This is a genomic window from Dokdonella sp. (assembly GCF_019634845.1).
Classification (GTDB): domain Bacteria; phylum Pseudomonadota; class Gammaproteobacteria; order Xanthomonadales; family Rhodanobacteraceae; genus Dokdonella_A.
In genome coordinates, this window is record NZ_JAHCAQ010000001.1 from 210,298 (window position 1) to 225,278 (window position 14,981).

The window sequence follows — 14,981 nt, forward strand, 5'->3', positions numbered from 1 at the left end:
CTCTGCGGTCGGCACCCACGAAGGCAGCCTAACCCCCAAGCCGATCCGCTTCTGGAGTCACAGCAATGGAAAAGAACATCGCAAGACTGCGCCGCGCCAAGTCCACGCGCGCGCACATCCGCACTCTGGGCGTGCCGCGTCTGTCGGTGCATCGCAGCGCGCAGCACATCTACGCCCAGGTGCAAAGCGCCGATGGCAGCAAGGTCATCGCGGCTGCATCGACGTTGCAGAAGGCCGTCAAGGATGGTCTCAAGGGCACCAAGAACAAGAGCGCGGCCGCGGCCGTGGGCAAGGCGGTCGCCGAGGCCGCACTCAAGGCCGGCGTCGACACGGTTGCGTTCGACCGCTCCGGTTTCCGTTATCACGGTCGTATCCAGGCTCTGGCCGATGCGGCGCGCGAGGCGGGCCTGAAGTTCTGATTGACCTGCGCGGGCGGTTTGATGCGCCCACGCAGTGCGTTCCTGCGCAGTACCCACAACTCCAAGCGACCCAGTCGCAAGCAAAAGTCCGCTCTGCCTTGCAGGCGGCACACAGGTGAATCATGGCAACGAACAACGAACGTGAAAACAGCGATGGCTTCCTCGAGAAGCTGATCGCCGTCAACCGCGTGGCCAAGACCGTCAAGGGCGGCCGGCAGATGAGCTTCACCGCGCTGACCGTGGTCGGCGACGGCGAGGGTCGGGTCGGATTCGGCTACGGCAAGGCGCGCGAGGTGCCGGTCGCGATCTCCAAGGCGATGGAGCATGCGCGCAAGGGCATGGTCAAGGTGCAGCTCAACAACGGCACGCTGTTCCATGCGGTCAAGGCCAATCATGGTGCGGCGCGCGTGTTCATGCAGCCGGCCTCCGAAGGTACCGGCGTCATCGCCGGTGGCGCGATGCGCGCCGTGCTCGAGGTGGTCGGGGTGAAGAACGTGCTGGCCAAGGCGGTGGGTTCGCGCAATCCCATCAATCTGGTGCGCGCGACGATCAATGGCCTGCAGGCCATGGTGTCGCCGGAGCGCATTGCCTCCAAGCGCGGCAAGACGGTCGACGAGGTGCTGGGCAATGAGTAAGAACACGACCGCCGCCGGCAAGAAGATTCGCGTGCGGCTGTACAAGAGCATCAACAGTTGCCAGGGGCGTCACCGCACCAGCGTGCGCGCGCTCGGCCTGCGCAAGATCAACGACGTGCGCGAGCTGGTCGACTCACCCTCGGTGCGTGGCCTGATCAATCAGGTCAGCTACCTCGTGCGCATCGAAGAGAGCGCGTAACTCGCCACAGCATCCGGAGTTTCCAGTCATGCGTCTCAATACCATCAAGCCAGCCGCCGGTGCCCGCAAGAGCGGTGTCCGTGTCGGCCGCGGGATCGGCTCCGGCCTGGGCAAGACTGCCGGCCGCGGCCACAAGGGTCAGTTCGCGCGTTCGGGCAAGGGCAAGGTCAAGGCCGGTTTCGAAGGCGGCCAGATGCCGCTGCAGCGCCGCCTGCCGAAGATCGGCTTCCGTTCGCGGATGTCGCACGAGGTGAGCGAGGTTCTGCTGTACAAGCTCGAGGCGCTTGCGGCCGACGTCGTCGATTTCGACGCACTCAAGGCAGCGGGCCTGGTCGAGAAGCGTGCCGAGCGGGCCAAGGTCGTCAAGAAGGGCGACATCAAGCGCGCCATCAAGCTCAAGGGCGTGGCGGTGACCGCCGGCGCCAAGGCCGCGATCGAGGCTGCCGGCGGCAGCGTGGAGTAAGCCGTGGCGACGCAGTCCAACCCGTTGGCCTCACTGGGCAAGCTAACCGAGCTCAAGCAGCGCCTGCTGTTTGTCGTCGGCGCGTTGTTCGTGTTTCGTCTGGGCACGTTCATCCCGCTGCCCGGCGTCGACCCGGTGAGGATGGCCGACCTGATCGGTCGGTCGGGTGGTCTGCTCGACATGTTCAACATGTTCTCGGGCGGTGCGCTCGAGCGCATGTCGGTGTTTGCGCTGGGCGTCATCCCCTACATCTCCGCCTCGATCATCGTGCAGATGTTCGCGGCGGTGATTCCGAGCTGGCAGGCGTTGCGCAAGGAAGGCGAGTCCGGCCGGCGCAAACTCACGACCTATACGCGCGCGGGTACCGTCGCGCTGGGTCTGTTCCAGTCCTTCGGTGTGGCGACGATGCTGCAGCAGCAGGGCGGAGTGGTCATCGCGCCGGGCCCCAGCTTCATCCTCAGCACCGTGGTCGGCCTGACTGCCGGTACGTTGTTCCTGATGTGGCTCGGCGAGCAGGTCACCGAGCGCGGCGTCGGCAACGGCATCTCGCTGCTGATCTTCGCCGGCATCGTGGCCGGCCTGCCGGCGGCGGTCGTGCATACGCTCGGCATGGCGCAGACAGGCGAAATGCCGGTATTGCGCGTGTTGATCGTGTTCGCGATCGTGCTTGCGGTCACTGCCTTCGTCGTGTTCATGGAGAGCGGCCAGCGTCGCATCACCGTGAACTACGCGCGGCGCCAAGGCGGCGCCGGCAAGGCCTACATGAACCAGAGTTCGCACCTGCCGCTCAAGATCAACATGTCGGGCGTGATCCCGCCGATCTTCGCCTCGTCGCTGCTGATGTTCCCGGCGACGGCCGCGAGCTGGTTCAACAATGCCAACGAAATCCACTGGCTGCAGGTGCTGACTTCGTCGCTCAGTCCCGGTGAGCCGTTGCACATGATGCTGTACGGGCTGTTGATCGTCATCTTCACCTACTTCTACACGATGCTGACGTTCAACTCGCAGGAGACGGCCGACAACCTCAAGCGTTCGGGCGCGTTGATCCCTGGGCTGCGGCCTGGCCGCGCGACCGCGGACTACATCGAGGGCGTGCTGACCCGCTTGACGGGCGTCGCGGCGGTGTACCTGGTGGCGGTGTGTCTGATCCCCGACATCCTGCGCAACGCGTGGCACGTTCCGTTCTATTTCGGTGGTACCTCGCTCCTGATCGTGGTCGTCGTGGTCATGGACTTCACGGCTCAGATCCAGGCGCACCTGGTCTCGCACCAGTATGAAAGTCTGCTCAAGAAGGCGAATTTGCGCGGCCGTTGAGTGGCGAGACGCTAGAGGGTTAGCCGCGGTTCGGGGGCTTTTCGCAGCATCCCGATCCGGCTACAATGTCAAGTTCCCTGCGCATCCAGAAACACAGTTTGGAGAATTTCCAGCATGGCACGCATTGCGGGTGTCAATTTGCCGACCCAAAAGCACGTCGTCATCGGCTTGCAGAGCATTTTTGGTCTCGGCCGCTCACGGGCAAAGACGGTATGCGTCGGCGCCGGCGTCGATCCAACCACCAAGATCAAGGACTTGAGCGAGGCCGAGGTCGACAAGCTGCGCCATGAGATCGCCAAGTTCACGGTCGAGGGTGACCTGCGTCGTGAGGTGGGCATGTCGATCAAGCGCCTGATCGATCTGGGCACCTATCGTGGCCTGCGCCATCGCCGCGGCCTGCCGCTGCGTGGTCAGCGCACTCGCACCAACGCGCGTACCCGCAAGGGACCGCGGCGTGCGATCAAGAAATAAGTCGTAAGCGAATTCAGGATATCCGGGCCAATGAACAAACCCGCTGCAGCCAAAACCAAGAAGAAGATCAAGCGCGTGGTGACCGATGCGGTCGCTCATGTGCAGGCTTCATTCAACAACACGATCGTGACGATCACCGACCGTCAGGGCAATGCCCTGTCGTGGGCCACCGCGGGTGGCGCCGGCTTCCGCGGTTCGCGCAAGTCGACCCCGTTTGCCGCCCAGGTCGCCGCCGACAAGGCTGCACGCGTGGCCGCCGACTACGGTGTCAAGACCGTCGAGGTACGCATCAAGGGGCCGGGCCCGGGTCGTGAATCGGCCGTGCGTTCGCTCAACAACGCCGGTTTCAAGGTCACCAACATCATCGACGTCACGCCGATTCCGCACAACGGCTGCCGTCCGCCCAAAAAGCGCAGGGTTTGACACATGGCTCGCTACCTCGGTCCCACATGCAAACTGGCGCGTCGCGAAGGCGCCGATCTCAGTCTCAAGAGTCCGGCGCGCGCGCTGGATTCCAAGTGCAAGCTGGAGCAGAAGCCCGGCCAGCACGGTGCTGCCGGCGCCAAGCGCGGCCGCCTGTCCGACTACGGCGTGCAGCTGCGCGAGAAGCAGAAGGTCAAGCGCATCTACGGCCTGCTCGAGCGGCAGTTCCGTTCGTACTACCAGAAGGCCTCGAGCCAGAAGGGCAATGCCGGCGAGAACCTGCTGCGCCTGCTCGAAGGGCGGCTCGACAACGTCGTCTACCGCATGGGTTTTGCGGTGACGCGCGCCTCCGCCCGCCAGCTGGTGTCGCATGCCGGTGTGCAGGTCAACGGCAAGAAGGTCAACTTGCCTTCGTACCAGGTGCGCCCGGGTGACGAAATCGCGCTGTCGGAACGTGCCAAGAGCCAGCTGCGCGTGCAGGAGGCTCTGACCGTCGCCCAGCAGATGGATCTGACGCCGGCGTGGGTCGAGGTCGACGTGAAGAAGGCGAGCGGCCTGCTCAAGGCGCTGCCCGAGCGTTCGGACCTGCCGTCCGACATCAACGAAAGCCTCATCATCGAACTTTACTCGAAGTAGAAGCGCTCCCTCGTCGGGACTGCTTCGGCAACACCACTTCACTGTGCGGGATCCGCGAGGATTCCTGGAGTATGCAATGGCGGGATCGTCCACCAACGTGCTGCGTCCGCGCGGCATTCGAGTCGAGCGTGCCGGCAACGGCGTGGCCAAGGTATATGCCGAGCCACTCGAACGTGGTTTTGGCCACACCCTCGGCAATGCGCTGCGTCGCGTGCTGCTGTCGTCCATTCCCGGCTGCGCGATCATCGAGGTCGAGATCGACGGCGTGCTGCACGAGTACACCACGCTCGAGGGTCTGCAGGAAGACGTCATCGAGGTGCTGCTCAACCTCAAGGACGTCGCGATCCGCATGCATGGCGTCGACGAAACCACGCTCACGCTCAGCAAGAAGGGCAAGGGCGTCGTGACGGCTGCCGACATCACGGTTGACCACACCGTCGAAATCGTCAACCCCGAGCACGTGATCTGCCACCTGACCAAGGACATCGCGCTCAACATGCGCCTGAAGGTGGCGCGCGGCGTCGGCTACCAGCCGGCCACCGCCCGTCGTCATCCCGACGAGGAGGCCAGCCCGATCGGCCGCCTGCAGCTCGATGCCTCCTTCTCGCCGGTGCGCCGCGTCGCCTACAACGTCGAGAATGCGCGCCTCGAGCAGCGCACCAACCTCGACCGTCTCGTGCTCGATATCGAGACCAACGGGGCGATCGAGCCAGAGGATGCGGTGCACAAGGCCGCCGAGATCCTGCAGGACCAGATTGGTGTGTTTGGTGAGTTCTCGCGCCGCGAGAGCGTCGATGCCAAGGCCGATAAGGGTGGTGTCGATCCGGTGCTGCTGCGCCCGATCGACGATCTCGAACTGACCGTGCGCTCCGCCAACTGCCTCAAGGCCGAGAGCATCTACTACATCGGTGATCTCGTGCAGAAGACCGAGGTCGAACTGCTCAAGACGCCGAACCTGGGCAAGAAGTCGCTTACCGAGATCAAGGACGTGCTGTACCAGCGCGGACTGCAGTTGGGCATGAAGCTCGACAACTGGCCGCCGCCGGGCATCAGCCACGGCATGCAGTTGGGTTGACGTAGTCGCGGGAATCGAGTGGCGGAACCGGGCATCGCTGGCATTGCGCAGCGTTGACCAATCCCACCGCCAGAAGTCGATTCCCATACAAGAAGCGGGTAACCGCGGGATGCCGGACCTGAGTGCCGGCATCTCATAACAATCAAGATCGAGGGTTCCAGTCATGCGTCACCAGAAGTCGGGTCGCAAGTTCAATCGCACCAGCAGCCATCGCGAAGCGATGTTCAAGAACATGGCGTCGTCGCTGTTCAAGCACGAGCTCATCCGCACCACCTTGCCCAAGGCCAAGGAGCTGCGTCGTGTTGCCGAGCCGCTCATCACGCTGGCCAAGGTCGATGGCGTGGCCAATCGCCGCCTGGCCTTCGCGCGCCTGCGCGACAAGCAGGCGGTCGGCAAGCTGTTCGTCGAGCTCGGTCCGCGCTATCGCGAGCGCAAGGGCGGCTATCTGCGCATCCTCAAGTGCGGCATGCGTGCCGGCGACAATGCGCCCATGGCCTATGTCGAGCTGGTCGATCGCCCGCGCACTGACGCGGCGCCGGCGGCGGATTGAACACGCAGCGGCCAGTTCCCGAAAAGCCCCGGCCTGTCCGGGGTTTTTCGTTTCTGGAGTCCGCGCGGCGCACGCCGTGCGAAAACTGGCTGCTCGGCATCGGTGCCGGGCTGTTGTACGTGGCGGCCATCGTGGCGATGCGCTGGCTCGGTCCCTGCACCGACGAGATCACGCACTACTCGCAGGTTTGGCTGTTCACCCAGGGCGACTGGCGGCTGTTGCCGGAACTGACCACGCTTCCCGGCTACCACCTGCTGGTGGCGGCCCTACTCAAGGTGTCGGCCGCGGTGTCGCTGCAAGGCGCTCGCCTGGCCAGCGCCGCGTTTGGCTTGTGTGCGGCGGCAGGCTTCCATGCCTTGCGTACGCGGCTGTGGCCTGGCACGCAAACGCTGGCCACCGCCCAGATGCTCGCGCTGCCGATCCTGGCGCCGCTGTTTTTCGTCGCCTACACCGACGTGCTGGCGCTCGCTCTCCTGCTGTGGGCGACTTGGGCCAGCGTGTCGGCGCGCCATTGGCTGGCGGCGCTGTTGCTGCTGGCTTTGGTCGCCGTGCGTCAGCATCTGGTGCTGTGGAGTGGCCTGTTGGCTGTGCTCGCCTTGCCGCAGACGAGTCTGCGTGACGCCATCGTCGAGTGGCGTGCGAGCCTGCGTTTGCTGGCGCCGTACCTGTTGCCGGTGGGTGGCTTCGCGGCCTTCTGGCTCGGTCACGGATCGATTTCGCTGTCGCCGAGCCAGGCCGCCCTGCATCCGGACCTCAGCCTGCATGCCGGCAATGTGCTGCTTGCGCTGGCGGTCCTCGGCGCCTTGCTGCCACTGCAGGTCGTGCCGGCACTGGTGCGCAGCTTGCGCGCAGGCTGCCAGCGGCCGTGGCCACCGTTGCTGGCGCTGGCGGCGCTGGCCGGGTTCTGGTTCGGCTTCGCCGCCAGCAATCCGTACAACGGCGTACTGCCCGACTTCTACCTGCACAATCGCCTCGTGCAGGCGATCGTGCAGGAGCCGTGGTTGCGCGCGCTGGCGGCGCTGCTTGCCGCGGCCGGCGCGGCGGCGCTGGCAGCGACCGTGCTGCGGCCGGCGCGGGCGCGTTGGCTGCATGTGCTGGCGGCGTTGTTCCTGGCCGCCTCATGGTTGATCGAGCTGCGCTACGTCATGGTGCCGCTGGTGTTGTGGCTGGCGTTGCGCGAACAGGCGTCGCGGCGCATCGAATGGGCCACGTTCGGCGGCTGGCTGTTGCTGACGTGCTGGATCATGCGCGGGGTCGTCGCGCAGCGGCTTTTCCTTTGACCCGGTTGCCACCTAGACTTGGACGTTCGCAGTTCGTGGAGTGGACATGAGACTCAATCCTTTCCGATGGCCCTTCCGCGCCCAGTACCTGCTTGGCGCGGGCATCAGCCTGGCGCTGGTCGCCTATGCCTATTTCTGGGTCGAGCTGCACCAGGGCATCACGCCGTGCCCGAAGTGCATGTTCCAGCGCGGTGCCTTCGTCGGCATGGGCCTGTTCTTCCTGCTCGGCGCATTGCACGGACCGGGCGCCCTCGGTCGCCGCATCTACGCGCTGCTGGTCGCCGTGTTCGCCGCGATCGGCGCCGCCATCGCGATTGATCATTTGCATATGCAGTTTTCTCCGCCCGATCCGTTCGCGTCCTGCGGCATGGACTTCTACACTCTGTTCGATAACCGCTTTCCGCTGTCGCAGGCTATCCGCAAAGCCTTCATGGCATCGGGCGACTGCTCGGATTCGCACTGGCGTCTGCTTGGCATCACGATGCCGGGCTGGACGCTGATCTCGTATCTGAGCCTTGGCGGTGCCGCCTTGTGGGCTGGTTTCCGCAAGCGCACAACGAGGATTTTCGGCCAGTAGGCGCGACCCGGAAGCTGTGGCATGATCGAATTTTCCGCGGTGCAGCAATCATGAACCAGTTGGCGCAGGCACACATGAGTCCGCAGACGACGCGACTGGCATCCGACTGGGAGCCCGCGTCGTGGCAGACGCGCCCAAGCCTGCAACAGCCCACCTATGATGATCCGCTGGAGTTGGCGCAGGCGCTGCACAAGCTGGGTCAGTTGCCACCGCTGGTGACCTCGTGGGAAATCCTCGCGCTCAAGAAGCTGCTCGGCGAAGCGGCCGCCGGCCGGCGCTTCCTGCTGCAGGGTGGCGATTGCGCCGAGAGTTTCGACGACTGCACCTCGCCGCTGATTTCAAACCGGCTCAAGGTCATGCTGCAGATGAGCCTCGTGCTCGTGCATGGCCTGCAGCTGCCGGTGGTGCGCGTGGGGCGCTTTGCGGGCCAGTATGCCAAGCCGCGCTCGGCCGACACCGAAACCCGCGGCAGCGAGACGCTGCCGTGCTATCGCGGCGATCTCGTCAACGACAGCGCCTTCACCGCGCAGGCGCGCCGCGCCGATCCGCAGCGCCTCGTGCGCGGCCATGCGCATTCGGCGATGACGATGAATTTCGTGCGCGGCCTCATCGACGGCGGGTTTGCCGACCTGCACCATCCCGAATACTGGGACTTGGCCTGGGTCGACCATTCGCCGCTGCAGAACGAATACCGCGCGATGGTCGAATCGATCGGCCAGTCGCTGCGCTTCATGGAGACGCTGGCCGGCAACAGCATCGACAGCTACCAGCGCATCGACTTCTACACTTCGCACGAGGCGTTGCTGCTGCATTACGAGCAGGCGCTCACGCGGCAGGTGCCACGGCAGCAGGGCTGGTTCAACCTGTCCACGCACTTCCCGTGGATCGGCATGCGCACGGCGGCGCTCGACGGCGCGCATGTGGAATACTTCCGCGGCATCCGCAATCCGATCGCAATCAAGCTGGGTCCGTCGGTGACGCCCGACCAGTTGCTGCGCCTGTGCGACGTGCTCGATCCCGAGCGTGAACCGGGACGCCTCACGCTGATCCACCGCATGGGCATTGCCAAGATCGATGTCGCGCTGCCGGCACTGCTGGCAGCGATCAAGGCCGAGGGGCGCAGTCCGTTGTGGGTGTGCGATCCGATGCACGGCAATACCGAGGCCGTCGCCAATGGCTACAAGACGCGCCGCTTCAAGAATATCCGCGCCGAACTCGAAACCGCCTTCGACGTGCATGCGGCGGCCGGGACCCACTTGGGCGGGGTGCATCTGGAGCTCACCGGTGAGAACGTCACCGAATGCCTCGGTGGCGCCCGAGGTCTGACCGAGGATGACCTCGCGCTCGCCTACAAGTCGCAGGTCGACCCGCGACTCAACTACGAGCAGTCGCTGGAACTGGCGATGCTGATCGTGCGCAAGCGCGGTCACGGCGGCGCCTGAGGCCAATCGCAGGCCGGCAATCGGCGCTCAGGATGAGCGCGACGTCAGGCTGGAGCGTGGCCGGTGATGTAGCGCTCGAGCTCGGCGGCGGTCAGCGCAGGTGCGCGCAGGAAACCCTGGAACTCATCGCACGAAGTCGTGCGCAACCACTGCAGTTGCTCCTCGGTCTCGACACCCTCGGCGACCACGCGCAGGCCGAGCATGTGCCCCAGGGCGATGATGACTTCGGCCAGCGGTCGAGTCGGCGCCGCCTGGGCGACGAACGAGCGGTCGACCTTGAGGCAGGTCAGCGGAATCCGCTGCAGGTAGGCGAGGTTGGAATAGCCTGTTCCGAAGTCGTCGACGGTCACGCCACAACCGAGTGCGCGCAGGTCGTGCACGAGCTTGAGTGTCGCGGCGTCGTTGCCGAGCAGAACCGATTCGGTGATTTCCAGTTCCAGGCCGGTGGGGTCGCAACCGCTGGTGTCGATGGCGCGGCGCAAGCTGGCGATCAGCGCGCTGTTGCTGAACTGGCGAGGTGAAAGGTTGACCGCGACCGTCGCCACGATGCCGCTGCGCTGCCAGCGTGCGAGGCAGTCGACGGCCTGCATCAGCACCTGCTCGCCGAGCGGCACGATGAGGCCGGTCTCCTCGCATGCCGGAATGAACTCGACTGGCGCGACCAGGCCACGCTGTGGGTGATTCCACCGCACGAGCGCCTCGACTCCGACCACCCGATCCGTGATGACGTCGTGACGCGGCTGGTAATGCAGCACGAATTCGCGCCGATCGAGGGCGCGCTGCAGTTCGATCTCGAGGGTGAGCCTCGACTGCGCCTTGGCCAGCATCGATTCGCAGTAGAAGGCCAGGGTGCCGCCGCCGGCATCCTTGGCGCTGTACATTGCCAGATCGGCCTGTCGCATCAACGCGCCCAGGTCGTTGCTGTCGCGCGGATACAGGGCCACGCCCATTGATGCGGTCACGGTCACTTCGTGGTGGCCCAATTTGAGCGGCTGGGCGATGATCTTCAGCAGGCGCTGGCACAGCACATGCGCGGTCGTTGCGGCGTCGTCGCTGCTGGCGAACATCATGAATTCGTCACCGCCCAGGCGTGCCACGAGATCGTTGCCGCCCACCGCTTCACGCAAGCGGCCAGCCATGACCAGCAGCAACTGATCGCCCGCCGTATGGCCGAGCGAGTCGTTGATCTTCTTGAAATTGTCGAGGTCGATGAAGATCAGCGTCGCCTGTTTGCCGGTCGGACGCAGTTCGTCGATGCGTTCGCGGAACGTTCTCTCGATGAAATGGCGGTTCGGCAGCCCGGTCAGGGAGTCGTGCATGGCCAGGTAATTGGCGTGTGCCTCGACGCGCTTGAGGTCGCTGACGTCGATCTCGCTGAACAGCCAGGCCTCATGCCCGCTGACTGCATCACGGCAACGGCGCGCCGAGATGCGGTGCCAACGCTCTCCGGCCGCGCTGTTGACCCGGCACAGTTGCAGCGCCGATCCGTCGCTGCGCAACGCATTGACGAACCCGGCGCCTTCGCTCGCGTCGGCAAAGTGCTGTTGCAGCATGCTGCTGGCGCTGGCCACGTCATGGCGGGCAGCCGGGTTGCGATACAGCGCCACACCGCGCTGGTCGTAGAGAGTGATCATCACCGGCGTGTGCAGCAGGGCCTCCGCGCTGCGCAGCGTTTCCGGATCGGCCTGCTGCTCGCCCAGTGCCTCGCACAGCATCGCTACGCGACCATCGTCCAGCCGTATGCCGCTGAACATCACGCGCATCGTGCGTGGGATGCCGCGTGGGTACAACGTCCACAGTTCGCTGAAGCGCGCGTCGCTGCTGGCGAAATCGAGCTGGTACTGGCGCAGGCGGCGCGCGACTGATTCGGACATGTCCTTGCCCAGGTCGCGCGTGGTCAGTTCTGCCAGCGATGGCGACCGCCAGACTCCCAGCGCGGCCTCATTGGCCCAGTGCACGCGCGAGGCGTCGATATCGAAAATCCAAATCGGATTGCACAGCCGCGACAGCGTGGCGATCCGTTCGGAGTCGAGACCAGGCAGGGCAGGCACCGGCAGCGCGCCGGCAGCGGGAACGCAGGCAGACTGGGCCGCGTCGGTTTGCGCCGCCGCGTGTGGATCACTGGTGAATGGGTTGGACATGCCCCGCATCATGGATGACACCGCTTGCGCCATCGCTCCCCGCGTGCCGATTTACCACACTTCGCGCTGCCGCGGCAGGGGGGCGGCGTTGTCGTGCCAACTCCATGGCGCCCGCCAGCAGGGCTTCCTGGCGCGACCCCGCAGGGCGGTGCGTGTGGATACGCGATGTGGACCCATGGCGTGCATGGCAGCAGCGCGCCCGCGCATCAATCGAAGCCGTTGGCAAAGATCCTTTCACGCGTGGATTCATATGCGCCGACGTCGATGATGCCCAGGTCCACGCGCGGGTTGCCGTCCAGATCGATTGACGGAACGCCGCCGTAAGGCGAGTTCAGGCCGAGGTTGACCAGCGGCGATCCCGCGGCGGGACGCAGATCGGTGGCACTGACGAATTTGGGATCGACGTTCGGGAAATTTCCGACGTCGGCCTGCGGCGCGATGCCGTTGAACATGCCGTTGACGTTGTAGGTGCCGATGTTGTTGTACATCCAGGTGCGGATGAGGTCGCTGGCATTGCGGCTGTTGAAAGCCAAGCCGTAGCCGCCGGCCGTGACGATCGCATTGTTGACGATGCGGTACGCGGTGCCGTTGTTCGCATCGAGCAGGGTATTGAAGCCCGCGCCCGCGAGCGAAAGCGTGTTGTTGGTGAGGAACACCGTCTGGCTTGCGTTGACGGTAAAAATGCCGAGGTTGGCGTATTTGCTGCTCAGGCTGCTCAGCGCATTGTTGACGACGTAAACGTCGCCGTAGCCGATCAGCGTGACGGCGTTGTTGTAGATCGATCCGTATAGATTGTGCGCATGGCCGGTCTGGATCGTGTTCTGGAGGCGCAGGGTCTGGTTGCCCGTTCCGATCAGCAATCCGGCGGCTTCGCCGTTCGTGTTGGTGTAGCCATTGCGCAGGGTGAGGTTGCTCAGCGACACCGTTGCCGCAGCACTGCCACTACCAAAGGCATAGGCGCTGATATCGAGTACGGCCGTGATGTGCTGCCCATCGAGAATGGTCGCCGATGCCGAGGGCGATTGGATCGAACAGAACAGGGTGAGCGAGTCCGACCAGCCGCCCGATATCGCGAGGCTTTTCGCTTCGGTCGAGGTCATCGAGAACTTCACGCCGCCGGTGTAGTAGGTGCCGACGCGCAGGCGGATTTCGTCGTTCTCCCCGTTTGTCGCCGCCGTCGCCAGTGCCTGGCGGAAATCGGCTTCGTTGCCGGGGCAGAAAATGGCCGCATGCGCGGCGCCCGACGCCAGGACCAGCAAAGAGGTGGCAAGGTGTTTCAGCACGGCGAACTTCCCGATGGACCCGTTCACACGGACCTTCCGGGGGGACTGATACGCAGTTCGGCGGTGAAAACCCCAACGCGAATCGCCGGCCGGGGCCGCCACAATCGGTTGGCGCGGGGTTTGCGGCAAACCCCGCGAACTGGAGGTGCGTTGACTACGCCGCCTGCCGCGAGGCGCGCTTGCGGTCGTTTTCGGTCAGATGCTTCTTGCGCAAACGGATCGACTTGGGCGTGACTTCCACGAGTTCGTCCTCTTCGATGAACTCGAGCGCCTGCTCCAGCGACATGCGGATCGGCGGCGTCAGCTGCACGTTGTCGTCCTTGCCGGCCGCACGGATATTGGTGAGCTGCTTGGCGCGCAGGGCATTGACCGTGAGGTCGTTGTCCTTGGCATGGATGCCGACGAGTTGACCTTCGTAGATGTCGTCGCCTTCGCCGACCAGCAGTCGCCCACGTTCCTGCAGACCGACCAGCGCATAGGCCGGTGCCTGACCCTGACCGTTGGAGATCATCACGCCATTGGGGCGCTTGGCGATCGCGCCTTCGGCCTTGGGGCCATAGTGGTCGAACACGTGGAACAGCAGGCCGGTGCCGGCCGTGAGCGTGCGGAACTCGGTCTGGAAGCCGATCAGTCCGCGCGCCGGGATCATGTAATCGAGGCGCACGCGGCCCTTGCCATCGGGCTCCATGCCCGTGAGCTGGCCGCGCCGCATGCCGAGGCGCTCCATCACGCCGCCTTGGTACTGCTCCTCCATGTCGACCACAAGCTGCTCGATCGGCTCGCTCGGCACGCCGCCGATGTCCTTGATGATGACTTCGGGGCGCGACACCGCAAGTTCGTAGCCTTCGCGGCGCATCGTTTCGATCAGCACCGAAAGGTGCAGTTCGCCACGGCCCGACACCTTGAACTTGTCCGGATCGTCGGTGTCCTCCACCCGCAGGGCGACGTTGTGCAGCGTTTCGCGCATGAGGCGGTCGCGCAACTGGCGACTGGTGAGGAACTTGCCGCCGCTGTGGTCCTTGGTGCCGGCGAATGGCGAGTTGTTGACCTGGAAGGTCATGCTGATGGTCGGTTCGTCCACGGTCAGCACCGGCAGCTGCTCGGGCGCCTCGGGCGCGCAGACGGTGTCGGAAATGCCGAGGCCTTCGATGCCGTTGATGGCGATGATGTCGCCAGCCTCGGCCTCGGCCACTTCCTTGCGTTCGAGTCCGAGGAAGCCCAGCACCTGCAGCACGCGCGCATTGCGCTTGACGCCGTTGCGGTCGATCACGCTGACCGGCATGTTGGTGCGCACCTTGCCACGCTGGATGCGGCCGATGCCGATCAGGCCGACGTAGCTGGAGTAGTCGAGCTGGCTGATGCGCATCTGGAACGGGCCATCGCTGTCGACCGGCGGCTTGGGCACGTGCTGCATGATCGCTTCGTACAGCGGAGTCATGTCGCCCGAGCGCACGCCCTCGTCGAGCCCCGCATAACCGTTGAGGCCCGAGGCGTAGATCACCGGGAAGTCGAGCTGCTCGTTGGTGGCGCCGAGGCGGTCGAACAGGTCGAAGGTCTGGTCGAGCACCCAGTTCGGTCGTGCACCGGGGCGGTCGACCTTGTTGATGACCACGATCGGCTTGAAGCCCATCTGGAACGCCTTCTGGGTCACGAAGCGCGTTTGCGGCATCGGCCCGTCCATGGCATCGACGAGCAGCAGCACCGAGTCGACCATCGACAGCACGCGCTCGACCTCGCCGCCGAAGTCGGCGTGGCCGGGTGTGTCGACGATGTTGATGCGGTTGCCGCGCCAGTTGATCGCGGTGTTCTTGGACAGGATCGTGATGCCGCGTTCCTTTTCCTGGTCGTTGCTGTCCATCACGCGCTCGGCCAGCACGGTGCGCTCGCTGAGCGTGCCCGACTGCTTGAGCAACTGGTCGACGAGCGTGGTCTTGCCGTGGTCGACGTGGGCGACGATGGCGATGTTGCGCAGGTTTTCGATGGACATGCGAATGGGCGGCGCCCGCAAAGGCCCGCCTGGATGGAAAGGGGAGCCGCACATTATAGGGTCTGTGCGCCCGCACTGCAGCAAAT

General features: G+C 64.9%; 16 protein-coding genes. 13 read left to right on the top strand and 3 right to left on the bottom strand.

The window, feature by feature from the left end:
• The first annotated feature begins 65 nt into the window (after positions 1–65).
• The 13 genes from rplR to KF903_RS01020 all read left to right on the top strand — a co-directional run bounded on the left by rplR (position 66) and on the right by KF903_RS01020 (position 9,484).
• Positions 66–419 (top strand): 50S ribosomal protein L18, encoded by a 354-nt coding sequence (gene rplR, locus KF903_RS00960; protein WP_291209873.1) that lies wholly within the window; start codon positions 66–68, stop codon positions 417–419.
• 122 nt (positions 420–541) lie between these two features.
• The gene (gene rpsE, locus KF903_RS00965) at positions 542–1,054 is read left to right on the top strand and encodes a 30S ribosomal protein S5 (protein ID WP_291209875.1); all 513 of its coding nucleotides are present in this window, start codon (positions 542–544) and stop codon (positions 1,052–1,054) included.
• Positions 1,047–1,253 carry a 50S ribosomal protein L30 gene (rpmD, locus tag KF903_RS00970; RefSeq protein ID WP_291209877.1) on the top strand — a complete coding sequence of 69 codons (207 nt, stop codon included), beginning with the start codon at positions 1,047–1,049 and terminating at the stop codon, positions 1,251–1,253. Before rpsE ends, rpmD begins: the two co-directional genes overlap by 8 nt.
• A gap of 28 nt (positions 1,254–1,281) precedes the next feature.
• Complete coding sequence (rplO, locus tag KF903_RS00975) at positions 1,282–1,716, top strand: 50S ribosomal protein L15 (RefSeq protein WP_291209879.1); 435 nt, start codon at positions 1,282–1,284, stop codon at positions 1,714–1,716.
• Positions 1,717–1,719: 3 nt separating this feature from the next.
• On the top strand, positions 1,720–3,030 hold the full coding sequence (secY, locus tag KF903_RS00980) for a preprotein translocase subunit SecY (protein WP_291209881.1): 1,311 nt from the start codon (positions 1,720–1,722) through the stop codon (positions 3,028–3,030).
• 114 nt (positions 3,031–3,144) lie between these two features.
• Positions 3,145–3,501, top strand: a complete 357-nt coding sequence (rpsM, locus tag KF903_RS00985) for a 30S ribosomal protein S13 (protein ID WP_291209883.1) — start codon at positions 3,145–3,147, stop codon at positions 3,499–3,501.
• A gap of 30 nt (positions 3,502–3,531) precedes the next feature.
• On the top strand, positions 3,532–3,924 hold the full coding sequence (gene rpsK / locus KF903_RS00990; RefSeq protein ID WP_291209885.1) for a 30S ribosomal protein S11: 393 nt from the start codon (positions 3,532–3,534) through the stop codon (positions 3,922–3,924).
• 3 nt (positions 3,925–3,927) lie between these two features.
• Complete coding sequence (rpsD, locus tag KF903_RS00995; RefSeq protein WP_291209886.1) at positions 3,928–4,560, top strand: 30S ribosomal protein S4; 633 nt, start codon at positions 3,928–3,930, stop codon at positions 4,558–4,560.
• 76 nt (positions 4,561–4,636) lie between these two features.
• Complete coding sequence (gene rpoA, locus KF903_RS01000; RefSeq protein WP_291209887.1) at positions 4,637–5,635, top strand: DNA-directed RNA polymerase subunit alpha; 999 nt, start codon at positions 4,637–4,639, stop codon at positions 5,633–5,635.
• 163 nt (positions 5,636–5,798) lie between these two features.
• On the top strand, positions 5,799–6,185 hold the full coding sequence (gene rplQ, locus KF903_RS01005; protein ID WP_291209889.1) for a 50S ribosomal protein L17: 387 nt from the start codon (positions 5,799–5,801) through the stop codon (positions 6,183–6,185).
• Positions 6,186–6,304: 119 nt separating this feature from the next.
• Positions 6,305–7,465 (top strand): hypothetical protein, encoded by a 1,161-nt coding sequence (locus tag KF903_RS01010; RefSeq protein WP_291209891.1) that lies wholly within the window; start codon positions 6,305–6,307, stop codon positions 7,463–7,465.
• A gap of 46 nt (positions 7,466–7,511) precedes the next feature.
• Complete coding sequence (locus KF903_RS01015; RefSeq protein WP_291210041.1) at positions 7,512–8,042, top strand: disulfide bond formation protein B; 531 nt, start codon at positions 7,512–7,514, stop codon at positions 8,040–8,042.
• Between the two features lie 50 nt (positions 8,043–8,092).
• A complete protein-coding gene (locus KF903_RS01020; protein ID WP_291209893.1) occupies positions 8,093–9,484 on the top strand; it encodes a 3-deoxy-7-phosphoheptulonate synthase class II in 1,392 nt (463 codons plus the stop codon).
• A 44-nt stretch (positions 9,485–9,528) separates the two neighbouring features.
• On the opposite strand, the gene KF903_RS01025 is transcribed toward KF903_RS01020, so the two are convergent.
• The 3 genes from KF903_RS01025 to typA form a co-directional block, all read right to left on the bottom strand.
• Positions 9,529–11,625: an EAL domain-containing protein gene (locus tag KF903_RS01025; protein WP_291209895.1), complete on the bottom strand. Its 2,097-nt coding sequence runs from the start codon at positions 11,623–11,625 to the stop codon at positions 9,529–9,531.
• 206 nt (positions 11,626–11,831) lie between these two features.
• Positions 11,832–12,935: a choice-of-anchor Q domain-containing protein gene (locus KF903_RS01030; RefSeq protein ID WP_291209897.1), complete on the bottom strand. Its 1,104-nt coding sequence runs from the start codon at positions 12,933–12,935 to the stop codon at positions 11,832–11,834.
• A gap of 127 nt (positions 12,936–13,062) precedes the next feature.
• Entirely contained in the window at positions 13,063–14,895 is a 1,833-nt protein-coding gene (gene typA / locus KF903_RS01035; RefSeq protein ID WP_291209899.1) for a translational GTPase TypA, read from the bottom strand.
• Positions 14,896–14,981: the final 86 nt, after the last annotated feature.